The following is a 24,928-nucleotide window of genomic DNA, read 5'->3' on the forward strand; positions in this document are numbered from 1 at the left end:
CCGGCGACGGGGCGGCGCCGAGTACGGTGCCGAGCGCATGCCGAGCACGCCGCGGATCCTCACGTGCCGATGGTCTGCAGCGATATCCACAGGGCGACGGTGGAGGCGAGGAGGGCGGCGGGGACCGTGAGCAGGCCGAGGAGGGTGAACTCCTTCAGTGCGATCTCGTGCTCGTGGTGGTGGGCGATGCGCCGCCACAGGAGGGTGGCGAGGGAGCCGGCGTAGGTGAGGTTGGGGCCGATGTTGACGCCGAGCAGTACGGCCAGGACAGCGCCGGGGCCGGAGGGTGCGGCCAGCGGGACGAGGGCCAGGACGGCCGGCAGGTTGTTGATCAGGTTCGCGAGCAGGGCGGCGAGCGCTGCGGTCCCGAGCAGGGCGGGCAGGGAGGTGCCGTCGGGCACCAGGCGGCCGAGGCCGTCCCCGAGCCCCTGGTCGACCACGGCCCGTACGACGACGCCGAGGGCGAGGACGAAGACGAGGAACGGCAGGGCGGCCGAACGGACGATCGCGGTCGGCGTGGTGTGGCGCCGGGCCAGCGCCCGTACCGCCAGAACCGTCGCGCCGGCGGCCGCGACCCAGGCCGGGTCGATGCCGAGAGCGGACGCCACCGCGAAACCGGCCAGGGTCGCGGCCACGGTGACGAGCGCGAACAGCGGCAGCTCCGGCGCCTCCTCCGGCTGCGTCGGTTCGGTGGCCGTGTCGAGATCGGTGGCGAAGAAGCGGCGGAAGACGGCGTACTCGACGGCGATGGCCGCGACCCACGGCAGCGTCATGAGCAGCGCGAAGCGGGTGAAGGTGAGTCCGGTGGCGGTGAAGGCCAGCAGGTTCGTCAGGTTCGACACCGGCAGGAGCAGCGAGGCCGTGTTCGACAGGTGGGCGCTGGCGTAGACGTGCGGCTTGGCTCTGGCGCCCATGCGGGCCGCGGTGGCGAAGACCACCGGAGTCAGCAGGACCACGGTGGCGTCGAGGCTCAGTGCGGCGGTGATCACGGACGCCAGTGCGAAGACGGCCCCGAGCAGGCGCCGCGGGCGCCGGTGGGCCCAGCGGGCCATCCAGGTCCCGCAGGCGTGGAAGAGCCCCTCGTCGTCGCAGAGCTTGGCGAGCACCAGCACCGCCGCGAGGAAGCCGATCACCGGCCCGAGTCGGGCGGCCTCCTCGCGTACGGCCTCCGGAGGAATCGCCCCCGTCGCCACGACGACAGCGGCGGCGGGTACGGCGAAGGCCGCCTCTGGCCAGTGGAAGGGACGGACGACGGCACACACCAGCACCACGACCAGCGCGGCGACGGACAGGAACTCGAGCAGCACGCCCCTGATCATCCAGACCGGTCCGCCGCGCCGAACCGGCACCCCCCCACCGGCCACACCTGCCGCAACGGCCCCACCCGGGCCGGCCGACCGCACGTCCTCCACGCGCGCGGGCCGCACCGCGGGCGCACCTGGCACACCCCGGGGCGCACAGGGCGGGCAGGCGACTACAGCAGTGCCTGTCCCTCGCCCCGGTAGGTGGGCAGCTCGGCCGTGACGCGGTCGCCGTCCACGAGGTGGAGGACGTTGACGCGCTCGCACAGCTCGCCTGCCTTGGTGTGGCGGAACCAGACGCGGTCGCCGACGGTGAGCCGAGCGGCGCCAGACCCGCGGCCAGGGCCGGAGCCGAGGCCGGGACCGGGGCCGGGGCCGTTCCCTGCGGCGGCGCCGGGGCCGGTGAGCGGAGTCTGGACCTCGCCCGCGCCTTCGAGGCGGGTGAGCCGTAGGCCGGGCGGCCACACCGGGGTCGGGAGCCGGTCCAGGCCGGCGGCGCCGGAGGCGGGCCAGCCGCCGCCGAGGACGGTCGCACGGGTGGCCGAGGGGCGTCGCACGACGGACTGGACGAAGAAGGCGGCGGGCCGGGGGCGGAAGCCGCGATAGGTGTCGAAGAGGGTGGGCCCGTAGAGGCCGGAACCCGCGCCGAGCTCGGTCACGGCGGGTTCGGCGGCCGTGGTCTCCAGGCTTCCGGTGCCGCCGCCGTTGACGAACTCCAGGGGAGCCACCTGCCGTACGGCCGAGATCACGGCCTCGCGCCGGCTCCGGAGCTCGCGCCGGGAGACGGCCTGCAGGGCCCGGATGGCTGCCCGGCGCATGTACGGGCCGGGGGCGTCGTCACCGACGCCGGCGATCTGCGCCTCGTACGCCATCACTCCGACCAGGCGCAGTCCAGGCCGTTCGACGACGCTCCGTGCCAGAGCGCCGGCCTGCTCCGGACTGTGCAGCGGGGAGCGGTGCGTGCCGAAGTGGACCTTGCCACCGAGCAACTTGAGGGAGGCGTCCAGGTCGAGGCAGACCCGCAGCGTGTGGCCGCCTGCCGCGGCGGCCGCGGCGATCAGGTCCAGGTGCTCCGGGCAGTCGGCCATCACGGTGACCCTGGCCACGAGCCGGGGATCCTGCGCGAGTTGCCGCAGGGCGGAGTCGTCGGCGGTCGGGTAGCCGACCAGGATGTCGTCGAACTCCTCGGCGAGCCACAGGGCTTCCGGCAGGGTGAAGGCGAGAATCCCGTGGAATCCGGGCATCGCGAGGACCGAGCGGATGACGGACCGACTCCGTACGGACTTGCTGGCGAGGCGGATCGGCTTGCCCCCGGCGCGACGGCGCATGGCCTCGGCGTTGTGCCGCATGGCCCGCGAGTCGAGCACGGCGAAGGGGGGTTGGAGGTGACGGGTGGCCCGGTCGAGGGCGGCGAAGTCGGGAGTGGTCATCGATCAGCCCCTGACGTGAAGGAAAGGAAGCGGGTGGGCAGGCATGGGGTCCTCGTGCGGGTGCTGCAGGTGATCGCGTACGTGGGTGCCGTACGCGGATCCGGGACGCGCGGGCCGTGGGCGAGCCCGTACGCGGGGTGCTGCACGCGGCGCCGTGGGCGGGCGCCGTACGAGGTGGCGCCGCCGCTCACGGTCGCCCCCCGGGGACGGAGACGGGGACGGGGCCGAGGACGCGGGCGACGTAGTCGTTGGTGAACACCCCGTCGGGGTCGAGGCGGGCGCGGACGGCCTGGAAGTCCTGCCAGCCCGGGTAGCGGGGCGCCAGAGCGGCAGCGGTCTGGAAGTGGCGCTTTCCCCAGTGGGGGCGGCCCTCGTACTCGTCCATGATCGCTTCGACGGCGCGGAAGAAGGCCTCGTACTCGGCGCCCGCGACCTGGTGGACGGCGATGTAGGCGGTGTCGCGGCCGTAGGCCGTGGACAGGAAGGCGTCGTCGGGGGCGGTGAAGCGGACCTCGATCGGGAAGAGCACCGGGAGCCGCCGGTCGACGACCAGGGCCCGGACGCGCTCCAGGGCCTCGGCGGCGTGGGCACGCGGGATCGCGTACTCCATCTCCGTGAACCGCACCCGGCGCTGGTGCGCGTAGACCCGGTAGCTGTCGTCGAGCTGCTCGTAGCGGCCGATCAGGCCGGCGACGGCGCGGGCGACGCCGGGCGCGGCACTCGGGATCAGCCGGGCGAAGCGGCAGGCGGCGCCGAGCCCGGCGTTGGGGAGCACGTCGTCGTTCCACCAGGCGGTGAGGCGCCCGGGCGGCGCCGCGGGGCGGTCGGTGCGCTGCGAGGCGTAGGTCAGGACCTTGTCGGTGTGGGGCAGCGCGAGCAGCTCGAAGTGATCGTGGGCGGCGACGAGGCGGTCGAGGTCGGCCAGGACGTCGGCCGCCGGGCGCAGTTCGTCGATCCGGTGGATGCGGAAGGCGGGGACGCAGCGCAGCGTGTAGTGGGAGATCACGCCGAGCGCGCCGACCGAGACCCGGGCCGCGCGCCAGGCGTCGGGATCGCGCGCCTCGTCGATCTCGACGACCTCGCCGGTGGCGGTGACGAGCCGGCAGGCCACGACGTTGGCGGACAGGTTGCGGAAGCGTTCGCCGGTGCCGTGGGTGGCGGTGGCCAGCGCCCCGGCGAGGGACTGGGTGTCGATGTCGCCCTGGTTCTCCAGCGCGAGGCCGTGGCGGTGGAGCTCGGCGGTGAGGCGGTGCAGCTTGATTCCGGCCTCGACCGTCACCAGCCCGGTCGTCGGGTCGGCGTCGAGGACGCGCTGCATGCGGCTCTGGTCGACCATGACGCCGTCGGTGAGGCAGGTGTCGGTGAAGGAGTGCCCGCTGCCGACGGGCCTGATCCGCAGTCCGTCGCGGGCCGCACGGGCGACCACCTCGCTGAGCTGCTCCTCGCTCGCGGGACGCTCGATGCGGGCGGGGGTGCAGGTCTGCTGGCGGGCCCAGTTGCGCCACTTCTCAGCCACGGTGGTCTCCTTCGAGGGTCGGGGGGCGCTCGGTACTGCCGAGGGACGAGGAGAGAGCTAGGGACGGTTGGACGGACGGATGGACGACGGGCGGATGGATGGACGACGGACGGATGGACGGCGGGCGGACAGACGGATGGACGGCGGACGGCGGACGGCGGACGGCGGACGGCAGACAGATGGCGGCGAACGGATGGACGGCGAACGGCGGACGGATGGAGGAAGTGCACGGCACGGAGGACCGGGACCGACGCGGGTGACGATCCGCTGCCGGTCCGCGACCGACCGAGGCCGTGAGTGTTCACCCGTGGCGGAGGGGTGTGACGGTGCCCCGTCGGGACGGTCCCCCGTCGGCGACGCCGCGTCGCCGTCCGCCCGTATAGCCAGCCAACGTAGAGGCGCGGCGTTACCCAGGGAAACAACGAGTTGAGCCGATGCCTACAATCAACGGTTGTGGATGTGGCCACGCAGAAACTGCGCAACTTCGTCGTGGTGGCCGAGGAGCTGAACTTCAGCCGCGCGGCCGCGCGTCTCTTCGTCACGCAGCAGGCGTTGAGCAAGCAGCTCCGCGACCTCGAGGACGCGGTCGGCGTGCGCCTCCTCGACCGCACCACCCGCAGCATGGCGCTGACGCCGGCCGGCGGGGCGTTCCTGGACTCGGTGCGGGAGTCACTCGCCGCGCTGGACGCCGGGGTGGCGGCGGCGCGGAACGCGAGTCAGGGAGTCTCGGGGACGCTCCGCCTGGGGTTCCTGATGGGCGGGGCACTGGAGCTGACCACACCGATCCTGGCCGAATTCGCGGCACGCCACCCGGACATCGCGCTGGAGCTGCGCGAGACCGCCTTCGACGATCCGTCGGCCGGTCTGGCCGACGGATCCTCGGACGTGGCGATCGTGCGGCTCCCGCTGGCCGTCCCCGACCTGGACTCGCTGCCGCTCTTCGTGGAACCCCTGGTCGTCGCACTGCCGCCGCACCACCGCCTGGCCGCCCGGACCAGCCTCACGGCCGAGGACGTCATCGACGAACCGCTGGCCATCGGCCGCACCACCGACGCGGTCTGGCGGGGCTACTGGACCCTGAACGACCAGCGCGGCGGCCGCCCGCCCAAGGCCGTACGCGAGACGACCTCGCACACCGAGGAGATGCAGATGGTCGCCGCCGGCCTGGCCTGCACGATCACCATCGCCGGCGCCCAGCGCCACACCCCGCTGGCCGGCGTGCGCTACGTCCCGCTCACCGGCGTCCCCGGCTCCACCGTGGCCGTCGCCTGGAAACACGGACACCGCACCCCCGCCGTGACCCGCTTCGTGGCCGCCGCCCAGCAGGTCCGCGACCGGGAGCCCGCGATCGTGGCGGCCATCGAGAGGCCGCCGTCCGCGAGCTAGGCGCCGGATCGGGCCGATGTCCAGCGGGAGGCGAGCGGGCAAGGCTCGGACGCGTCACCCGAGGGCCGTGACCCGTTCGCGCCGTCCGGTCCGTGACCCGTTCGCGCCGTCCGGGCCGTCCGGGCCGTCCGGGCCATCCGGGCCATCCGGGCCGTCCGGGCCCGGGGCGGATGCGGTGTTCACAAGATTCCTTTCCTGCGTGCTCTGCCGCTGAGGCAGTCGGGCATCACAGCCATGACGTCGTGGTCATCGGCCGCCCCGACCGGTGGCCGGTGTGAGGTGGCGAGCGCCTGCTCGTGCGCGGCGTGTCCCGGCCCGGCCTGGAAGACCAGAGGTCTCTCCGGCCATCCGTCGATCGCCGGGCGGACCCCCGCCAAGTGGCTGGAGCCGCCCGCACCCAGTGACCGGAACAGACGACGCCGGCGAAGTGGTGGCGGGGTCGGCGGAGCCGGAGCCAGGCACCTGCGGCTCCGCCGCGGTCAAGGACGGCCCGATGCCACCGCCTACGAACCCGGGCCGCTCTCCAACGGAAAGCCGCCCTCCGGCCGAGATGTCCATCGGCCAGGAGGGCGGCAGTCCGTCAGTGATCGTGTGTCAGCTCACACGCCGTACGTGAGTGCATCCTGTGTCGGGGTCAGGAGGGGTCGCCGTACTGGAGGCCGCGGCCGTTGGTGCCGACGTAGACACGGCCGTAGGTGTCCGGGTCGCCGGTGACGACGCCGACGCCACCGATGCTGCCCCACTGGTGGGCGTCGTCGTTGACGCGGAGCCAGGTGGCGCCCTTGTCCGTGGAGCGGAAGACGCCGGTGACGTCCTTGACGGTGCCGATCAGGTACAAGGCCTGGTAGGAGGCGCCGGGTGCGGCCTTGCCGAAGCCGAGGGCGGAGGCGGACTTCACCGTGGCGAGCGCGGTGAAGGTGCGGCCGCCGTCGGTGGAGTGCAGCAGCCCCTGGCCGCCGGCGATCCACAGGTCTCCGGCGATGCCGGGGACGGCGGTGAGCCGACCGGCGGGCAGGTTCGTGGCGCGGGCGGTGAAGACCGCGCCGCCGTCGGTGCTGGCGTAGAGCGTGCCGCCGGACAGGGAGTAGAAGGTCCTGGCCGAGGAGCGGTCGGCGACGACCACGGCGTCGGCGCCCAGTCCGCCGACCCTCGACCAGCTCGCCCCCTTGTCGGTCGAGCGGTACGGGACCTGACCGGCCTGGGTCCAGACGATGGTCGAACCGTCCGACGCGAGCGCGACACGGCCGTCCTGGGCACCGGCCACCGGCTCGGCCTCGAAGCCGTTCCAGCTGGTGCCGCCGTCGGTGGAGTAGGCGCCGTCCTGCGCGCCGCCGCGGCCGACGCGAACCATCATCGAGGGCGTGGACTGGGCGAAGTCGATGTCCGTGCTGTTGGTCATCAACGGATTGCTCAGCCGCCCGGCCGGGACCTTGTTCAGGTCGTCGTGGCGGAAACCGCCTTGGTCGCCCATGGCGGTGACGACAGCGGCACCGCCGGGCGGGGCGATCGCGTCCATCAGCGCGGTCTCCTCAAGGCCCCGCGCCCCCGCGGTCCAGTGGCTGGTGCCACCGCTGTCGGTGGCGTCGGCGTCCTTGCTGCGCCAGATGCCGTTGCCGGTGCCGTACAGCACGTGCCCGGAGTCGAAGGGGTCGATGGCCAGGGCGGTCATCCAGTGCCCGGTGTGGGTGCCGACGTAGGGAGCGGCGGAGGCGTCCCGCACCGACGTGTCCGCCAGTGCCTTCCAGGTCGTGCCGCCGTCGGTGGTGCGGTAGATCTCGTCCTCGGGCCACCAGCGGTCGAGGGTGGTGACCATCACCGTGGACGGCTTGCTCGGGTCGACGGCCAGGCCGGAGAACCCGTACGAGCCGCGGGACGGGGTGATGTCCTTCCACGTCCCGCCGGACGGCGTGTGCTTCCAGACCGAGCCCGCCGTCACGCCGTTGGGTCCGAGGGCGTTGGTGTACGTCAGGTACAGCGAGCCGTCACCGGATACCACGCCGTGCTGCGGCAGCCGGCCAGTGGGCTGCCCGGGTACGGCCTGCCAGGTGCTGCCGCCGTCGGTGGAGCGGTACAGGGAGGTGGACTTGTCCGCGACGCCGACATAGACCGTCCTGCTGCCGGCCGGGCCGTACGTCACGAAGGAGATGCCCGCACCACTGCCCGCACCGTCCTTGACGGGGAACGAGGAGACCTGCCGCCACGTCGCACCACTGTCCGTGCTGCGCCACAGGCCGTTCTTACGGGTGCCGAGGAGCAGGGTGCGGTTGTCCGAGGGGTCGATCACCAGCCGCTCACCGGCCCCGCGGCCGTCCTCGTTGCCGCCCAGTTTGAACGGCAGATCGGTGCGCTGGAAGGTGCGGCCACGGTCGGTGGAGCGCAGGATCGCGCCGTTGCCGGCCCACTCGTTGGTGTAGGTGCCGGTCGCGAGGTAGAGCCGGTCGGGGGCGACGGGGTCGGTGGCCAGCGCGTCGATGCCCAGCAGGTTCCAGTCCTTCTCGCCGAGCCAGTCGGTCAGCGGGATCCACTGCTCGGCAGCGGCGTCCCAGCGGTAGGCGCCGCCCATGTCGGTACGCGCGTACAGCAGCCCCCTCTCCCGGGGGTTGAACACCAGCCCGGTGACGTAACCCCCGCCCACCACCTGGGCGTTCTTCCACGCGTACGGTCCGGTCCCGGTGGCCGGGGCCTCGGCAGTCCTCATCAGCTTCCACTGCTGGTTGGTGCTGCCATGGCCGCCGTACTGGATGACCGCAGCGCCGTCGGCCGTCGAGCCTCCGGAGACGTCCAGGACCTGGCCGCTCCGGCGGGAGGTGAAGGTGACGGCGTCGGAACCGCTCACCGTGTCGATCCGCCACTCCTGGGAGGCGGAGGAGCTGTCGGTCTGCTGCTCGGCGGCGGCCGCCTGCGCGGTCGAGTCGCCCGCTATGCCGAGCACTTTGCCGCTGTTGCGGTTCACCAGCTCGTAGTAGCCGTCGCCGGTGGACCTCAGCCGCCACTGCTGGTTGGCGGTGTTCTGGTCGGTCCACTGCTGGATGCGGGTGCCGTCGGCGGTGGAGAAGGCGTTGACGTCCAGCACCTTGCCGCTGCGCACCGAGACCAGCTTGTAGTAGGCGCTGTCGTCGATCGTCGCGGCCTGCGAGTCGTCCTGCACGAACAGGAGGTACGGCACGACGGTGGCGGGCACACCGAGCAGCAGAGCGGTGGCGGTCCTGCGACGGCGGTGACGTCCGCGGCGCCCGGCGTTGGTGGGGTTGTTCATGGGGGGTGTTTCTCCTTGTGCAACCGTGGTCAGGGCAGGTCAGCGCTGCAGGGTGAGGACACCCGGCCGGTACGGCAGTTGGTCGTAGGGTCCGCCCGCGGTGGGGGACTTGCCCTGGTACAGGAACTGGAGGTCGCAGGGGTCGATGGTCATCGTCTGGTCGGGGTTGGTACGGATCAGGTCACCGTGGCTGATGTCGTCGGTCCAGGTGGCACCGCTGTTGGCCTTGCCCGCGAAGGGGTTGCCTTCGCTGCCGGCCTGCGGGGTCCACGCACCGCTCAGGCTGGAGGCCGTGAACGAGCGGAAGTAGCGGCGCTCGTTCGCACCCCGGGCCTCGACGATCATGAGGTACTGGTTCCGGCCCTGGACCTTGTAGACCTGCGGCGCCTCGAAGAGGTTCTTCGCCGTGTCGCTCATGGCCGTCGTGTACGACGAGCCGAAGTTGCCCGGGAAGTTCCCGATCGGCATGCTCGCCCGGTAGATCCTGCCGTTGTCACCGGCGAAGAACAGGTACATGTTCTTGTCGTCTGCGATCAGGGTCTGGTCGATCGGTCCGGTGCCGGATTCGGTGCGGGGGATGCTGCCGGTGAACAGCGGCTGCGGCGCGGACCAGCCGTTGGGGTTGGTGGGGTCGCTCGACGTGCGGTAGCTGAAGGGCGCGGCACCCCACTGGTACGCCAGCACCCAGATCTTCTTGGGCGCGAAGTAGAACAGGGTGGGCGCCACCGCGTTCTGGCTCATCTTCGTCTGGCTGGCCGACGCCATGTCGGACCAGTTCGTGAAGGGGCGGAACGCCATCGAGCCGTACGAGGTTCCCGACGCGCTCGACGCGTAGACCAGATGCCTGCCGCCGTGCATCACGTGGGTGAAGTCCTTCACCGCGGCCCATCCGTTCGACGGCTGGGCGAGGGCACCCGTCGAACGCCACTTGTACGTCGTCGGGAGATCACACGTGCCGCCGCCCGTCCCGGACGGGGCGGTCCAGGTCCACTTCTGGTTGGTGACGGACGCGCAGGCGTACAGCTGGATCGTGGTGCCGTTCGCGGTGGCGGCGCCGACGGCGTCGAGGCACAGCCCGGACTGGACGCCGGTGATCGAGCCGTCGGTGTTGACGTTCCACTGCTGGTTGGCGCCGCCGTTGCAGTCCCAGACGATCACCGAGGTGCCGTTGGTGGTGCCCTTGCCCTTGGCGTCCAGGCACTTGTCGCCGTGCCCCTTCAGCTGCTTGGCGGCGGTGTAGGTCCAGCGCTGCCCCGCCTGTCCACCGCAGTCCCACAGTTGCGCGCGGGTGCCGTTGGCGGTGGTGGAGCCTGGGAGGTCGACACAGCGGCCGGAGGCCATGCCCTTGATCTCCCCGGTACCGTCGGTCGGCTTGCCCGGAGTGCCACCGGAGCCGGAGTGGAGAGCGTTCATGACGGCGGTGTACGCGGGCTTGGGCTTGCCGCCGCCGTCGAACAGCAGCGGGCTCTCGCCGCTGCGCCAGGAGTCGCTGTCACGGACGCCCCACACCGTGATGCCGGTGCACCGGGCCACGGACAGGCAGGTGCTGACCGCGTTCGCGTAGTGGGTGGGTGATGCCTGGGCGATGTCCAGCTCGGTGATCTGGACGTCGACGCCCAGGGCGGCGAAGGCGGCCAGGGTGGTCTTGAAGCTCGCCGGCGGGCCGCCCGTCCCGAAGTGGCTCTGGAACCCGACGCAGTCGATGGGAACGCCGCGGGACTTGAAGTCCTTGACCATGCGGTAGACGCCCTGGGTCTTGGCGTCCGACCAGTTCTCGATGTTGTAGTCGTTGTAGCAGAGCTTGGCCGCGGAGTCGGCCGCGCGGGCGGTGCGGAACGCCTCCTCGACGAAGCCGTCGCCGAGCACCTTCTGGAAGACCGAGTCGCGGAGTCGGCCGCTGCCGCCGTCGGCGAACGCCTCGTTGACCACGTCCCAGGCGTAGATCTTGCCCTTGTAGTGGGTCATCTCGGTGGTGATGTGGTGGTTCATCACGCCGCGCAATGTGCTCGCGTCGCGGATGGAGCCGACCCAGGAGGGGAGCTGCGAGTGCCAGACCGTGGTGTGGCCGCGCAGGCGCTGGCCGTGTGCCAGGGCACGATCGACGATCCGGTCTGCGGGGCCGAAGTTGAAATTGCCGCGGGACGGTTCGATGGCGTCCCACTTCATCTCGTTCTCCGGGGTGATCATGTTGAACTCCCGGTCCGCGATCGCGGTGTACGCGGGGTCGCCGAGCCTGCCGGCGGCCACGGCCGTGCCGAAGTACCTGCCCGAGGGGGCGGCCTGGGTGCCCAGGCCCGCAGCTCCGGCGGAGTGGGGAAGGAGCGTCACGACGCCGGCCACCAGCGCCGTGGCCGACAGCCCTGTCGCCCATGTCCGGCGTCGCCGGCGGAGCCGATGCAGGCCCTTCATGATTCTCCTCGCGGGCTCTGCGTACCGGTCGCCGTGGGTTCGTGGGTGTGGTGCGTCATGTGAGGGGCTTTCTTCAGGGGATACGTCAGTGGGGGAAGTCGGGATCCTGCCGCGCCGGCACGTCGTGACGGGCGGCGGGAAGGACACCCCTGAAGTGGAGGCTTCCGAGCTCGCGGTCTCGTAACGGAAAAGTCGCGCCGTCCGCAGGATTGCCCAGTGAGGCATCTCGCAGGGAGAAAGCGTTATGCCGGACGCCGTGGCCTGGTCGCGCCCGTGGAAGAGGGGCGCCGCGCTGATCCGCGGTGAACGCAGGTCACGGCGTCGGGCAGGAAGCGTGGGCGATCAGACTGCAGGAGCACCAGCTGCGACTGTGCGACTCGGTCGGGACCGCCCGAGGAGCGGTTGCTCAGGCCCCGGGGCTGCGCACGATGAAGGAAGCCTGGCCCGCGAAGGCCCGCGTGCCGTCGGAGCCGTCGAGCCAGATACCGCCGTCGCGGTGGCGGAGGACTGATCCCGGATAGTTGTGCGCGTGCAGGGTCACGGACCCGGCGACCGCCCCGGGACGGGGACAGAAGGTGGCGTCTTCACGGAAGAGTGCGCTGCCGTCGTCGGTGCTCAGCCGCAGCCGCAGGTAGTGGTGGCGAAGATACCGGCCGTCTGCGGCGCGGAAGGTGACGCACCGCGTGTCGGCCAGTCCCCCGACGACCGTGAAGGTGACCCGCTGACCTGCCTGCGCGCTGCTGGACGCGGCGACGCTGCCGAGCGCCGCGAAGTCGCCCGTGTACGTGACGAACTGGCCGGGACTGTCCGCGGACTCCAGCGACCGTGCGCCCAGTGGAACGGTGCCCGCGACGGCGGACGGGGCGGTCGAGGGCGGGCTCACCGGGGACGGACTCGTCGGGGACGGTCCCGCCGAGGTGGTGGTGCGCGAGGGAAGGGGCGTGGGAGTGCCGACCGTGGGAGCGGCGGTGACGCCGGGTGAACGAGGCGCCGGTTCGGGCCAGGTCGCATAGGTGGCGGTCCCGGCGATGAGCACCGCGCCGGTCGCGAGGCTCACCAGCGGATGAGCGGTCAGCGCCTGGAGTTTGCCGATCAGCGCGCCGTGCAGACCGCCTCCCCCCGTCGCCGTGCCGACGGCGACGGGGGCCGCGGCCAGCCCGGCGGCGCTCGCTGCCGTAGCCGACAGCAAGCCCTTGGCGGCCAGCGCGGCGATCAGTGCGGTCGGGACGGCCAGCGTCGTGAGGCCGAGGGGCAGCAGTTCGGCCGGAACCCGTTCCGCAGACGACGCCATGCAGACCCGGCAGTCACGTGTGTGCCGCGCGATCCGCTTGCGCCACACCGATGCGCGGTGACCGTCCCATGCGACGACGGTCTCGCCCAGCTGCGGACAGCGCGGGTCGGCCTCCAGCGCGGCGACGATCGTCCGGCACAGTTCCAGCTGCTCCCGCATGCGTTGGAGGCGCACTCCGACGTGCGCGACCGTGAGCCCCGTCGCGGCGGCCATGTCCTCCCGGCTGAGCAGGCCGGCGCATTCCTGCCACCACAGCGACAGCAGCACCCGATGGTCCGGATCGAGCCACCGGCCGGCTTCGACGACCCGGCGCCGCTCGTCCGACACGTGCAGCCGCAGGATCGTCACGTCCACAGGCTCGGCGCCCGCGTCCGGTATCTGGTGTGCCTCGTCGATGACCGTGGTCCGTTCGGCGAAGGCGCGTTGCCGGTGCCAGTGGGTGTTGATCTGGCGGAGCGTGATCGACACCAGCCAGGACCGGAAGCTCTCCGGGGCACGCAGGGCAGGCAGGTCGCGCACCAAGCGGAACAGGGTTTCCTGGACGACGTCGTCGACATCGGCATGTCCGTCCAGCGCTCGCCCGACGATGTTGTAGACCAACGGCAGGTATGCGGCGATCAGCTCCTCGCGCGCCCGATCGTCACCGGCCTGCGCCGCGACAACCAGCCCCGCGTGGTCTGCGTCCTTGAGCCCCATTCCCACCTTCTTCAGGGGAGCGATCCGCCGAGTACGGCGGCACACCCTAGCCTCGACGAAGGCGTACGGCCAAAGCCTGCGCCTCGGGCGGTCGGTCGGGCCCGTGCCGACGTGGAAGGCCCGGTCCGCCCGGGGAGTGCGTCCGGTCGCACTCGGCCGGCTCGCTGACGGCCCATTCACGCCGATGACCTCGGAAAGCCACGCGCGGTGGGGCTCCTCGCTCCGAAGAAAAGCCCCGTCTCGGTCAGGGCCGCCGCGCACGTGCGGTCTCTGGCGTTCGAGCTGCGGCTCGGAACGGACGCAGACTGGCTTCCCCTGGCACGACTGACACTTCTCGGGCTACAACGCGTTACATCGAAATCGTTGAACCGGTCGACATCGCACGGGGGCCGCCCGATCTCGGAGACCCTCACCGCAAGCAGCCAGTACCGAACATCACTCACACCCGAGGTACCACACGCCCAAGGAGACAACGTATCGGTCCCAGGACCGATCTCTCCAGAGCGGCGCGGGATCCGGCTGCGGTTGACGTAGTAGATCGCGTTCACAACCTCTCTCAGATCATGCGCTCAGGCTGCCGCTCCAGGCCCTGAGCTGGCCGCCGTATAGCGACAGGCGCTGAGCCGCTCCCCCGCGACACGGGGTGCAGTCGGTGACAGGTGCGGGCGTCGCCGCCGGGGCGTACGGGCCTTCTCTGCAGTACATGGAGCGCGGTGGAACAGGGACGGCCTCAGGGGGCCAGAGCTCGTGCGGCCAGCCCGAGCCCTACGACGACGACCAGGGTGGAGGTGGCCACCGGTCCGATGCGTGAGGCGGTGTCTACGAGCCGACGCAGCCGGGGGTGGTCGCCAGCCTCCTTGATGCGGTGTTTGACGTGGAGGAGGAGCAGTCCGGCGAGGGTGAGGGTGGCCGCCATGCCGAGGCCGTAGGCGAGGACGAGGAGGATACCGAAGGCGGTGCGGCCGAGTGCGACGGCTCCGAGGAGGACGACGAGGGCGGAGGGGCTGGGCACGAGGCCGCCGGCGATGCCCATGCCGATCAGACCCGCCTTCCCGGCAGGGCGAGAAGCATGTGTGTGCTCGGATGGCACATGCTGGTGCGTCCTGTGAGAGGCAGGTGTCGGGGCTGGCACGGTGAGGGTGCGTGTGACGGCCGCAGCGGATTCAGGCACGCCGGCACGGGTCGCTGTCGAAGAAGCCGGATGGTGGCCTGCCCCGTGTCCGTGCTCGTGAGAGTGGCTGTGCCCGTGGTGATGGTGGCTGTGTCCGTGGGGGTGATGGTGGTGGTGGCCGTGGGCGGGTTGGTTGCGGAGGGCTCGTGTCAGAAGCCACAGGCCGATGGCGGTGACGATGAGTCCGCTGGTCAGGCCGAGCCAGGCCAGGATGGTTTCGCCTGCGAGGTGGGTGGCGGTGGGGAGGGCGAGGCCGAGGATCAGGACGCCTGCGGTGTGGGTGAGGGTGACGGTCGCGCCGACGGTGACGGCGTCGCGCCGGGTTCCGCGGCGTCCGGCGAGGTAGGCGGCCATGATCGTCTTGCCGTGGCCGGGCAGGAGGGCGTGGGAGGCCCCCAGGACGATGGCGAGGAGGAGGGCGAGGAGGCCGACGGGGAGGGTGAGTTCGTGCCGGGAGACGAGGGTGTCGAACCAGTTCGCGATCCGGTCGGCGGTCGTCCCTGTTGGGCCGGCTGCAGGTGTGGGGGTGTTGGTGGTGCCGTCGGCGGGGGTGGTGTGCAGTTCGGCGGTGCGCTGGTCCAGTGCTGTGGCGAGGGGATCCGGCGGGTAGCGGCGGAGTTCCTGTGTGGGTGAGGTGGCGGGGAGATCGGTTCCGGTGATGCGCAGTCCGATGCCCTTGGCGGTGATCTCCCGCCATCCGATGCGGGTGGTGTCGTAGTGAGTCTCGACGTTGATGGCGCCGCCGCGCTCCAGTGGGGCGGGAGCGGTGTAGGTACAGGTGAGTCGGCTGGTCTTGAGTCCTGCTTCGCCGGGTTCCCAGGTGAGCTGCGCGGCCCTGGAGTTCCATCGGGCGGGGCCTGCGGGAGTGCCCAGGGTGAGCTGGCCGGCCAGTGCCGTGCAGGTGGTGCGGGCGTACCGGGTGCTTTCAGCGTTGGTGAGGGTGTTGTTGTGGTCGGTGTCGATGCGGGGGCGTTCTTGGAGGGCGGCGATTTCGGCGCGGTCGACGATGACGGTGGCGTCGATGCGGTCTGGGTGCAGGACGAGGCCGGTGTGGTAGTTGACGGTGAAGTTGCCCAGGGGGTGGGCCGGCGTGGCTGCGGCGGCGGGGGTGGTCAGGCTGCAGGCGGCGGTGAGCAGGGCGGCGGCTGTGGCGGCGGTTCGGTGTGCTGGGGTCATGGTTGGGTGCCGATTCGCTTGGACAGGGCACGCGCCTGGGCGGCGTGCAGCGGGTTGAGTGCGGGAGCCTGACCGAGTGCCGACCGTAGATCGGCGGTGGCGGCCTGCTTGTTGCCCAGGGCGTGGTGGATCGCGGCCCGGTGGTAGTGCCACAGGGCGTTCCGGGTACCGAGCGCGAGGGCCTGGTCGGCGTGTGCGAGGGCCTCCTCGTTGCGTCCGGCGCGGTGCAGGGCCCACGCGTAGGCGTCGTGCATGGCGACGAACGGCCTTGTACGCAGGGCCTGCTCGGCCAGGACCACGGCGCGCACGGGGCTGCCGTGGTCGGCTTCGAAGAGGATGGCGTCGGTGTCCGGCGAGCCGCCGGCGGAGGTACGCAGGGTGTCCTGGGCCCTGAGCAGGGCGTACGAGGCTTCGGCTTGTGTGTTGTGTCCGAGAGCCTGGTGTGTCTCGCCGAGGGCGAGCAGGAGGTGCGGCAGGGGTGCGATGTCCGTCGCGTGCTGCCAGTCGGCGCGTGCCTGTTTCGTCTGGCCGAGGGCGGCGCGGGCGCGTGCTCGGGCATCGAGGAGCGCGGGGTCGGCCGGTGCTTTTCGCAGCCCTTGTTCGGCTTCGCTGAGCGCCTGGCGCGCGTTGCCGTCCTCGAGTGCGAGGCCGGACAGGCAGGCGTGGGCGAAGGCGCGCTCGCTGTCGGTGGTGGCCGCGGTCAGGGAACGCCGCATCAGTTCCGCCGCCCGCCCGGTGCTGCCGCGCAGCTCGAACACATAGGAGGCGCGAGCCAGGGAGGCTGCGTCGGGGCGCAGGTCGTTCATCCTCTGTACGGTCCGCTCGGCGTCGCGGTAGTGGCCGAGCTGGGTGTGGGCGTCGGCCAGGACCCCGTACGCGGCCGGGTTGTAGGGGTCGCTGGTGATGGCCTTGTCGGCCCAGGTGCGGGCGGCGGTGAACTCGTGGCGGGCGGCAGCGAGCGCGGCCATGCCGGTCTCGGCGCCGCTGTTGCCGTCAGGCTGCAAGGAGAGGGAGCGGCGCAGGGCCTTCTCGGCCGCGGCATAAAGGGCGGGGTCTGCGGTAGTGCGGGCCTGCTCGATGCGGGCCATCCCGAGGGCCGTCCAGGTGTTCCAGTCGCCCGGCAGGCGCTCCAGGCGAGCGGTGAGCGCCGCGGCCGGGGCCGCGGGCCGGGCGGCTGCGCCGGGAGGTGCGGAGGCGGGGGAAGGGGATGTGCCAGGGACGGCGGGTTGGATGAGTACGGCTCCGGCAGCGAACATCGCGGTTCCCAAGGCGAGGGTGACGGCGACTTTCGTCAGTCGGTGTCGGCCGCGGGCGGGCGTGGGCGGGTCAGGGGTCATCGGAGGGTGTCTTTCCTGCGTGAGTGACGCGCTCCCGGGGCCGGACCGGGCGTGGTCCGGCCCCGGGAGCCTTTATGGTGCGGTGGCGTCACATCAGGCGCGGTTGCGGCGGCGCATCCGCCATCCGGCCGCCGCGAGCAGGACGGCTCCCACGCCGCCCAGGGAGGCCGCAGACTTCTCCTTGCTCATGGCCATGCCAGCGGGTCCGCTGTTGACGGACTTGGTGTGGGGCAGGGCCAGGTAGGGGAAGGACGCGCCGAAGGGGACCTCGTTGGCGTTCACCTTGTCGCCGTCGGCAAGGGCGGGGATGAGCTGTCCGGTCTGGGCGGCGCCTTCGACGGCCTGCAGGGAGATGTCGATGACGTCGTCGGTCAGACGGCGTCCGTTGGGGAACCCGGCGAGGTCGCCGGCGAGGACGCCGTACCGGTTCGGGTTCGAGGCCGGCGGTACGGCCATGTTGAGGCGCAGTTCCTCGGCGGGCACGATCTTGCGGAGATTGGCGTCGCGGTTGAGGCGGTGGGCGTTGAGGTCGGCCTGGATCGGACCGCACGCCTTGCAGATGCCGGTGAGGTAGATCTCGAACAGGTCGTTGCGCGGGGCGGGCGGGGCGGGGACGCCGTAGACCTGCTGGATCAGCTTGGGCAGGATCGGGTCGAGGACCTTGTCGACGACCGGCTGGACGGTGCGGTCCTGGTCGGGGTTGAGGGTGTTGAAGGCGTCCTTGTACTTCAGCGGGACGACGACCTCGTTGACCAGCGGGTTGCCCAGGCGGGAGACCTGCTTCCACTTGTCGCCGTGCCCGGTACGCGAGTCGGAGACCTGTACGCCCTTGCGGTCGGTGGTCGACCAGATGCCCACGACCGGGTTCCGCGACGGGGTGTAGTTCAGCGCCAGGTACTTCTTGGGGATCTGCAGGGCGACGGAGTTGACGTTGTAGCCGGCCAGGGTGTCCTGGCCGCGCTCGGACAGGTTCCCGCCGTAGAGGAGGTCGAAGACCCGCAGGTCGGCGAAGAACGGGTCCTCGGCCTGCCCGGCGAACGCCTTCCCGCCACCCGGCAGACCGCGCACGGCCTGGGCGCGCAGGGAGGCGTAGTTCGGCATCGAGGCGGGGCCGACGCGCGACGGGGCGGCGGGCACGTTGGACAGCAGGGTCCTGCTCGTCTTGCCGCGGGTCTCGATGAGGTCGTAGACCTGCCGGAAGTTCAGGTCCGGGTCGTCGAGGGTGGTCACCTGGCCGGTGTTGTAGAGGAACTGGTTAGCGTCGTCGCGGATCTGGTTCTTGAACCGCCAGGTGTAGGTGACGTCGGCGTTGCCGTCACCCGTGTTGTCGATCTTGATGTTGTAGCGGAGGTCCTCGCCGAAGGCGTAGAAGTTCGGCCCGCCGTTGGGCTCCTCGAACGGGATCCAGTTCGCCACCAGGGTCACGGTGTCGGACTTGTCGGGGCTGGTGAACGCGTACACGTCGGTGTTGTCGGCGCGGGGATCACCGGCGATCAGCGGGGCCTCACGGTGGCTGGAGGCGGAGCTGACGCCGGGGCCGAGGGTGAGGACGGCCATGGCGGTCGCGAGGGCGCCGGAGCCGAGGACGAGCAGGGAGTGGTCCAGCATCCGGCGTCGGCCGGACGCCGTGGAGGTTGCCTTCACGAAGAGGTGCTTCCTTCCCAGCAAGGTGCGTACCAAGCCCGGCCTGATAGGGCGGGCGTCGGTGTCGCTAGGGGGCTTGTCGGGTGGCGGTCGGCACCGCGGCGAACGGGGGAGTTCGCACTGTCCGGGCAGGGTCAGGAAAGGCAACGGGGACTGACCAGGTCCGGACACACCATCGCGCAGGGCTGCGCAGGGCGAAGGAAACCACGCCCTGACATCGCCGCGCGCCTGCCCGCCGCCCGCCGCCGACGTGCCCGGGTCCGCGAGGAGCGACAATTGTGCAGGTCAGAGGATTTCTTGTCCCGGCTTCGAGGCGGGCGCGACACGCAGTTCCGCTCTTAGCCCGAATGAGCCAACAACCGCTTGTTGCAACTCAGTTGCAACAGTGCAGCGTTGGTGGTGAGTGTGTCTGTTCAGTTGCCGTTGCCGCATGGATGATCTCTGGGTCCATAGGGCGAGGGAGTGAGGGTGCTCGCACGGCGTGGCAGCCGCCGTGTACGCGGGTCGATCGCTGTCACCGGCTCGCCGGCGGCGTGGCGCCGAGGAACCGCTTCTCGCACATCCAGGACCGGACAGAGTCTGTGGCGACCGGACTCTTCGTTCCCTCGGACCGACGCGCGGCCTGCGCGGGCCGGGTGTCCAGGACGGCTGCAAGAGAGCGGGGCAAGGCCTCCTGCCAGCCCAGCAGCCGCAGCCCGCGCACCTCGGTCCCATGACAGCAGATCTCAAGTCCCGCACAGTCAGTGGGCCGCCATTTCTCGTCTCTAGCCACGACCACACCGTCACCACCGGCAGCGTCGCATCCTCCCGTCGGTGGACCGGCGCGCGGCCGGTCCCACCCGGATGGCGCAGCCCGAGGCAGTGCCCTTGGGCCGTGCGGGTGGCGTCCGTCCCTGGCGCCCATCCCCTGCTACGCCGGCGGCGAATTCACCACGAGACCTGGGCCACCTGGGCCCAAGCTCCGATGAAGGAGTGATCATGCGCAACCGGACCGTGACCGCGGCTTCCGCAGTCGTCCTGGCCGCCCTGTGCGCGGCACCCGCGCTGGCGGTGTCCGACACGGCTTCGAAGACACCGCCCGCCCACGACCACAAGGCCCTGCACGCCATCGGCCTGACCGGCGACCAGCGCCTCGTCGAGTTCGACGTCCACAAGCCCTCCAAGACCTGGTCGCTGGGCAAGGTCTCGGGGCTGGCCGGGGACACCAAGCTCGTCGGGATCGACTTCCGCGTCCAGAACGAGAAGCTGTACGGCGTCGGCGACAAGGGCGGCATCTACACCCTGAACACCACCAATGCCAAGGCCATGAAGGTCTCCCAGCTGACCGTGGCCCTGGCCGGCGCGGCGTTCGGCGTGGACTTCAACCCCGCCGCCAACCGGCTGCGGGTCATCTCCAACACCGGCCAGAACCTGCGGCACAACATCGACGACGCGGCCGCCCCGCTGACGACCACCGTCGACGGCACCCTGACGAACCCGACCATGCCGCCGTCGACCGCCATGGGAGTGACCGGAGCCGCCTACACCAACAACGATCTGAACGCGGCGACCGCGACGACGCTGTTCGACCTGGACACGATGGCCGACCGCATCTCCCTGCAGTCCCCGGCCAACGCCGGCACCCTGGCCCCCACCGGCAACCTCGGTGTGGACGCCGCCCTGGACGCCGGATTCGACATCTACTCCAACCCGGCCGCCGGTACGAACCACGGCTTCGCGGCCATCGGCAACGGTGGGTCCTACCGTCTCTACGCGGTCGACGTGCTGACCGGCAAGGCCACCAGCAAGGGAGCCTTCCCGGCCAGGTACCAGGTCACCGACCTGGCCCTGCCCATCAACCAGAAGTAGACCCCGACCGCAGCCGGCCTGGGCGCGGCACCCTGCCGAGCCCAGGCTCGTGGTCGGGCTGCCGGCCCAGAGATCATGCCGGTGGCCCCGCATCCTCCCGATGGGGGGCGAGTGCGGGGCCACCGTTGCTTGCGGACCGTGCGCGCTGGCCTACTTGGGCATGAGGACGGTGTCGATGATGTAGACGTTGGCGTTGGCGGTCTTCACGTTGCCGCAGACCACGTTGGCGGTGTCGTTGACCTTGTAGGACTCGCCGGAGCCGGTGGTGGTGATCATGCCCTTCTGGAGGGTCTCGAAGGAGCCGTTCTCCAGCTGCTTCGGCGTCAGCTTCTGGCCGACGACGTGGTAGGTGAGGATCTTGGTGAGGGTGGCCTTGTCGGCGAGGACCTTGTCGAGGTCGGCCTTCGGGATCTTGGCGAAGGCGTCGTTGGTCGGGGCGAAGACCGTGATGTTCTCGGCGTTGTTGAGGGTGTCGACGAGTCCGGCCTGCTTGACGGCGGTCACGAGGGTGGACAGGGCCGGGTTGTTCGACGCGGCGGTGGCCACGGGGTCCTTGGCCATGCCGTCGAAGGAGCCCGCGCCCTCCTTCGGCACCCCGGCACAGGCGGGGCCGAAGGGCTGGTCGTCGGTCATCGGCGCCTCGGAGGGGGTGCTCGCCTCCGTCGTCTTCGCGGCGTCCTCGGCACCCGCACTGGGGGCGGCCTTGGTGTCGCTGCCGGAGTCGGAGCACGCGGCCAGGGAGAAGGGCAGCGCGGCTGCGGCGACGACGGCGATCGCGGTACGGCGGATCTTCATGCTGTTCATGACCAGTTGCTCCTTGGGACTTTCTCTGGGTATCGAGGGGGTTGGTCGTGCTGCCCGGTGAGTGCCTTGAGGCGTCCGGGTGGTCTAGAGGACGGTGACGAAGACGCTGTGCCAGCCGCTCGCTCCGTCGGGGATGGTGCGGGTGCGCTGTTCGGTCTGGACCTGGCCGGTGCCGTCGGTGGCGCGGACGGTGATGTTGTGTCCGCCGGGGGTGGCGTTCCAGCGGTAGGACCACTGGCGCCAGGTGTCGACGCCTGCCTGTGCGGCGAGGTCGGCGTCCTGCCAGGGCCCGTCGTCGACGCGGATCTGGACGCGGGTGATGCCGCGGTGCTGCGCCCAGGCGACGCCGGCGACGGTGACCGTTCCGGCCGTGGGGCGGGCGAAGGGTTGGGGGGTGTCGATGCGCGCCTGGGTCTTGATCGGCGCCTTGCGGGCCCACTTGCGCTTGACCCAGTACGGGTCGTAGGCGTCGAAGGTGGTGAGTTCGATGTCCTCGATCCACTTGCAGGCCGAGACGTAGCCGTACAGGCCGGGGACGAGCATGCGGACGGGGAAGCCGTGGTCGAAGGGGAGCGGCTCGCCGTTCATACCGACCGCGAGCATCGCGTCGCGGCCGTCCAACACGTCCTCCACCGGGGAGCCGAGGGTCATGCCGTCCACGGAGCGAGCCACCAGCTGATCGGCTTTCCCTCCCCGCGACGGAGGGATCACGCCGGCCTCCTTCAGAAGGTCGGCGAGAGGGACGCCGAGCCAGCGGGCGGAACCGACGTAGGGGCCGCCGACCTCGTTCGAGACGCAGGTCAGGGTGATGTCACGTTCGATGAGGGGGCGCGCCAAGAGCTGGTCGAGGGTGTAGGTGAGGGGACGGGTGACCCCCTTGCCGTGGATGCGCAGCCGCCAGGTTCCGGCGTCGACCTTGGGAACGGTCAGGGCGGTGTCGACGCGGTAGAAGTCGGAGTTGGGGGTGGTGAAGGCCGTGATGCCGGGCACCTTCAGCTGAACCCCGGCCGGGACCGCGGGGGCCGGGGAGGCCGGCTTGGGAAGCACCAGGTTCTCCCGGGAGGCGACGGCGCCCTGGCCTTGCCGGCCGGTGAAGTACCGGCCCAGCGCACCTGCCGAGGTAGCGGCGACGGCGGTCACACCGGCCGCGGCGAGGAACCCTCGCCTGCTCCACCCCCCAGTGCCTGGCTGCCCGTCCGGGGCGTGAACGGGAGCGGCTTTGACCGCCAGCACGTACAGAGCCACAGCTCCCGCCAGCGCTCCGGCGATCGAGGGCAGTACGTCACCGGTGCCGGTGGAGTCGGGACGGCTGAGAGCCGCGACAGCGCCGACGATCCCGAACAGCAACACCCCGGCGGCGCCGGTGCGTTGGTGCGACAGGGCCAGGATGCCGAGGCCGACGGCGATGAGGGCGAGAATCGCGAGGATCCCCAGTTGGAGAACGATTTTGTCGTTCTCTCCGAACGTGCGGATCGCGAAGTCCTTCACCGCGGCAGGCGTCCGGTCGATCACCGCGCCGCCCACCACCGTCACCGGCCCCGCCGCGGGCCGCACCAGTCCGGCCACCAGCTCGGCCACGGCCAGAGCCGTGAACGCGGCCAGGAGTCCGGCCAGTGCGCCGAAGGCGGCGCGGACGAGTTTGCTGCGGAAGCTGCTCACGTTGCTGCATTCGGCATCCTCCGCCCGGCGGATTGGTCCAACCCTCGAAAGAGTGAAATCCCTTGCCGGTGTTGCCTTACAGCGTGGGTGTGGAGGCGGCGGCGCGGCCAGGGGTACGGGTGCGCGGAGCGGAGGCTGTGGCGGGCGGGCGGCGGTCGCCCGGGAGGCGGGTGGGCCACCAGGTGCGGGGGCCGAGGTCGAGGATGAGGGCGGGGACGAGGAAGAGGCGTACGAGGGGGGTGTCGATGAGGACGCCGAGGGCGACGATGCAGCCGATCTGGGCGAGGTAGAGCAGAGGCATCACGGTCAGTGCGGCGAAGGTGGCGGCCAGGATGAGGCCGGCGGCGCTGATGACGCCGCCGGTGGTCACCAGCCCCCGGCGGACCCCCACCGCGGTGCCGTGCCTAATCGCTTCGGCGCGGATCCGGTGGACGAGGAAGATGTTGTAGTCGACCCCCAGCGCGACGAGGAAGACGAAGGAGAACAGCACCACGGCGGGCTCCGTCACGCTGCTGCCGAACACCAGTTGGAAGAGGAGCGCGGAGGCCCCGAACGCGGTGAACAGGCTGACCCAGGCGGCGGCGACCAGCAGCAGTGGTAGCAGCAGGCAGCGCAGCAGGACGATCAGGACGGCCAGCACCACGGCCAGCACCAGAGGCATGATCAGCCGATGGCCACGCACCGATGCCTGGTGCAGATCGGCGAGTTGGGCGCTCTGTCCGCCGACCAGTGCCCCGGTCCCGGCCAGCGAGCCGCGCAGCCGGGCCACCGTGTTCCGGGCGGGGGCGCTGTCCGGGCTGTCCGACAGCGTCGCCAGGATCTGCGCCCTGCCATCGGTCTCGGCTGGTAGGGCGGCTGTTGCCGCTACGCCCGGTGTCGAGGCGATCCGGTCGCGGACCTCGGCCGACCGGGCGGCAGGGGCGAGGACGATCAGGGGGCTGGCGGTGCCGGCGGGGAAGTGGCGTACGAGGACGGTGTGCCCGGCAACCGAGGGGGCCTGGGCCGGTAGGGCCTGGTGGAGGGGGACGCCGGTCGGGGCGACCAGCGGCGCCAAAGCCGCTCCGGCGGCGAGGAGGGCGAGGCAGCCGGCCCAGGCACGGCGCGGCCGGTGCTCGAGCGCACGAGCCGGCCTGGCCCACCAGTCCCCCGGTGTTCCCGCTCGTGGCCGCAGCACGCGCCGCCCGCACAGTGCCAGTACGGCCGGCAGGAAGGTCAGCGACACGGCGGTGCAGCACGATATGGCGATCACCACCGCCGGGCCAGGAGGGCGTAGTCGGTGCTGGCACCGACGACCAGGACGAACACGATGCCCTGGGTCTGGCCGTCGATGGACAGCCAGTCCGTCCGGGCCAGTGCGTACAAAACGGCGCAGGCCACCGCGAGGGCCAGGAGAGAACTCACGATCACCAACAGGGGCATGATCACGCTGCGGTAGACCGCCAGCAGGATCAACAGGACACCACCGAGAGCGAGGGCCAGGAGGGTGCCGTCGGTCTGCGAGAAGGCTGCGTCGAGGTCTGCTTGAGCGGCCGCAGGTCCTGCCAGGTGCACGCTCGTCCCGCCGACCGAGGCCGCCGCCTTCGCGACGGCGGCCAGGCGGGCGGCCCCGCCGTCGGGTTCGGCGCCGATCACCGCGGTCATGGCGAGGCCGTCTTGGGACAGCACCGGAGCTCCGGCGGTTCCGGTCAGGCGGACGACGATCTGACGCGCCGCCTGCTCCTGGCGCGCCGTGATCTGTTCGCCCTCCGGGCGGGAAGTCCAGATCACGGCCAGCGGCAGCGCGACCTCCGCCCCCGCGGGGTTCAGCAGGCGCTCCACCGGGCCGACTCAGTCGGCTCCCGCAGCGTCACGTCCCCGCCGGCCTGCGCGACCTCACCGAGACGGACGGTATAAGGGCCGGCGGCAACAGCCAGGATCAGCCACAACAGCAACACGACGTACGGCCTTGCACGGCTGAGCCTCAGCACGAAGCCATCCCTCTGTACTGCTGCCGGGGGCGTGCTG

15 protein-coding genes are annotated in these 24,928 nt (G+C 71.3%); 2 read left to right on the top strand and 13 right to left on the bottom strand.

Going from position 1 to position 24,928, the window contains the following annotated elements; all coding sequences use genetic code 11:
- Positions 1 to 59 precede the first annotated feature (59 nt).
- The 3 genes from AB0M16_RS09280 to AB0M16_RS09290 form a co-directional block, all read right to left on the bottom strand.
- Positions 60 to 1,319: an SLC13 family permease gene (locus AB0M16_RS09280; protein WP_365340527.1), complete on the bottom strand. Its 1,260-nt coding sequence runs from the start codon at positions 1,317 to 1,319 to the stop codon at positions 60 to 62.
- Positions 1,320 to 1,474: 155 nt separating this feature from the next.
- Positions 1,475 to 2,731: an amino acid deaminase/aldolase gene (locus tag AB0M16_RS09285; RefSeq protein WP_365340529.1), complete on the bottom strand. Its 1,257-nt coding sequence runs from the start codon at positions 2,729 to 2,731 to the stop codon at positions 1,475 to 1,477.
- 187 nt (positions 2,732 to 2,918) lie between these two features.
- On the bottom strand, positions 2,919 to 4,247 hold the full coding sequence (locus AB0M16_RS09290) for a D-arabinono-1,4-lactone oxidase (protein WP_365340531.1): 1,329 nt from the start codon (positions 4,245 to 4,247) through the stop codon (positions 2,919 to 2,921).
- Positions 4,248 to 4,706: 459 nt separating this feature from the next.
- On the opposite strand from AB0M16_RS09290, the gene AB0M16_RS09295 reads away from it, so the two are divergent.
- Positions 4,707 to 5,633 carry a LysR substrate-binding domain-containing protein gene (locus AB0M16_RS09295; protein ID WP_365340533.1) on the top strand — a complete coding sequence of 309 codons (927 nt, stop codon included), beginning with the start codon at positions 4,707 to 4,709 and terminating at the stop codon, positions 5,631 to 5,633.
- A 634-nt stretch (positions 5,634 to 6,267) separates the two neighbouring features.
- Here the strand turns inward: AB0M16_RS09295 and AB0M16_RS09300 are convergent.
- From AB0M16_RS09300 to AB0M16_RS09325, 6 genes are all read right to left on the bottom strand, one after another.
- Positions 6,268 to 8,889 (bottom strand): RICIN domain-containing protein, encoded by a 2,622-nt coding sequence (locus AB0M16_RS09300; RefSeq protein WP_365340535.1) that lies wholly within the window; start codon positions 8,887 to 8,889, stop codon positions 6,268 to 6,270.
- 39 nt (positions 8,890 to 8,928) lie between these two features.
- Complete coding sequence (locus tag AB0M16_RS09305) at positions 8,929 to 11,298, bottom strand: non-reducing end alpha-L-arabinofuranosidase family hydrolase (RefSeq protein ID WP_365340537.1); 2,370 nt, start codon at positions 11,296 to 11,298, stop codon at positions 8,929 to 8,931.
- A 406-nt stretch (positions 11,299 to 11,704) separates the two neighbouring features.
- A complete protein-coding gene (locus AB0M16_RS09310) occupies positions 11,705 to 13,465 on the bottom strand; it encodes a sigma-70 family RNA polymerase sigma factor (RefSeq protein ID WP_365340539.1) in 1,761 nt (586 codons plus the stop codon).
- 550 nt (positions 13,466 to 14,015) lie between these two features.
- Positions 14,016 to 15,632, bottom strand: coding sequence for a sulfite exporter TauE/SafE family protein (locus AB0M16_RS09315; protein ID WP_365340540.1), 1,617 nt, complete (start codon positions 15,630 to 15,632; stop codon positions 14,016 to 14,018).
- Positions 15,629 to 16,888, bottom strand: coding sequence for a tetratricopeptide repeat protein (locus AB0M16_RS09320; protein WP_365340542.1), 1,260 nt, complete (start codon positions 16,886 to 16,888; stop codon positions 15,629 to 15,631). Before AB0M16_RS09320 ends, AB0M16_RS09315 begins: the two co-directional genes overlap by 4 nt.
- 174 nt (positions 16,889 to 17,062) lie before the next feature.
- Positions 17,063 to 18,577 (bottom strand): DUF4331 domain-containing protein, encoded by a 1,515-nt coding sequence (locus AB0M16_RS09325; RefSeq protein WP_365340764.1) that lies wholly within the window; start codon positions 18,575 to 18,577, stop codon positions 17,063 to 17,065.
- A 1,014-nt stretch (positions 18,578 to 19,591) separates the two neighbouring features.
- Here AB0M16_RS09325 and AB0M16_RS09330 point away from each other — a divergent pair.
- Complete coding sequence (locus tag AB0M16_RS09330; RefSeq protein WP_365340544.1) at positions 19,592 to 20,461, top strand: DUF4394 domain-containing protein; 870 nt, start codon at positions 19,592 to 19,594, stop codon at positions 20,459 to 20,461.
- A gap of 150 nt (positions 20,462 to 20,611) precedes the next feature.
- Here the strand turns inward: AB0M16_RS09330 and AB0M16_RS09335 are convergent, their stop codons facing one another.
- The 4 genes from AB0M16_RS09335 to AB0M16_RS09350 form a co-directional block, all read right to left on the bottom strand.
- Positions 20,612 to 21,265 (bottom strand): fasciclin domain-containing protein, encoded by a 654-nt coding sequence (locus AB0M16_RS09335; protein WP_365340546.1) that lies wholly within the window; start codon positions 21,263 to 21,265, stop codon positions 20,612 to 20,614.
- Between the two features lie 84 nt (positions 21,266 to 21,349).
- Entirely contained in the window at positions 21,350 to 22,924 is a 1,575-nt protein-coding gene (locus AB0M16_RS09340; RefSeq protein WP_365340548.1) for a molybdopterin-dependent oxidoreductase, read from the bottom strand.
- Between the two features lie 76 nt (positions 22,925 to 23,000).
- Positions 23,001 to 24,146 (bottom strand): MMPL family transporter, encoded by a 1,146-nt coding sequence (locus tag AB0M16_RS09345; protein WP_365340550.1) that lies wholly within the window; start codon positions 24,144 to 24,146, stop codon positions 23,001 to 23,003.
- Between the two features lie 23 nt (positions 24,147 to 24,169).
- Complete coding sequence (locus AB0M16_RS09350; RefSeq protein WP_365340552.1) at positions 24,170 to 24,742, bottom strand: MMPL family transporter; 573 nt, start codon at positions 24,740 to 24,742, stop codon at positions 24,170 to 24,172.
- Positions 24,743 to 24,928 lie beyond the last annotated feature (186 nt).

It is taken from the genome of Streptomyces sp. NPDC051921, from assembly GCF_040680975.1.
Classification (GTDB): domain Bacteria; phylum Actinomycetota; class Actinomycetes; order Streptomycetales; family Streptomycetaceae; genus Streptomyces.

Bases quoted from the DNA above. Each gene is read 5' to 3' on its own strand.
- AB0M16_RS09280 (WP_365340527.1), bottom strand. From the start codon at position 1,319: ATGATCAGGGGCGTGCTGCTCGAGTTCCTGTCCGTCGCCGCGCTGGTC.
- AB0M16_RS09285 (WP_365340529.1), bottom strand. From the start codon at position 2,731: ATGACCACTCCCGACTTCGCCGCCCTCGACCGGGCCACCCGTCACCTC.
- AB0M16_RS09300 (WP_365340535.1), bottom strand. From the start codon at position 8,889: ATGAACAACCCCACCAACGCCGGGCGCCGCGGACGTCACCGCCGTCGC.
- AB0M16_RS09305 (WP_365340537.1), bottom strand. From the start codon at position 11,298: ATGAAGGGCCTGCATCGGCTCCGCCGGCGACGCCGGACATGGGCGACA.
- AB0M16_RS09315 (WP_365340540.1), bottom strand. From the start codon at position 15,632: ATGACCCCAGCACACCGAACCGCCGCCACAGCCGCCGCCCTGCTCACC.
- AB0M16_RS09320 (WP_365340542.1), bottom strand. From the start codon at position 16,888: ATGTTCGCTGCCGGAGCCGTACTCATCCAACCCGCCGTCCCTGGCACA.
- AB0M16_RS09325 (WP_365340764.1), bottom strand. From the start codon at position 18,577: ATGCTGGACCACTCCCTGCTCGTCCTCGGCTCCGGCGCCCTCGCGACC.
- AB0M16_RS09330 (WP_365340544.1), top strand. From the start codon at position 19,592: ATGCGCAACCGGACCGTGACCGCGGCTTCCGCAGTCGTCCTGGCCGCC.
- AB0M16_RS09335 (WP_365340546.1), bottom strand. From the start codon at position 21,265: ATGAACAGCATGAAGATCCGCCGTACCGCGATCGCCGTCGTCGCCGCA.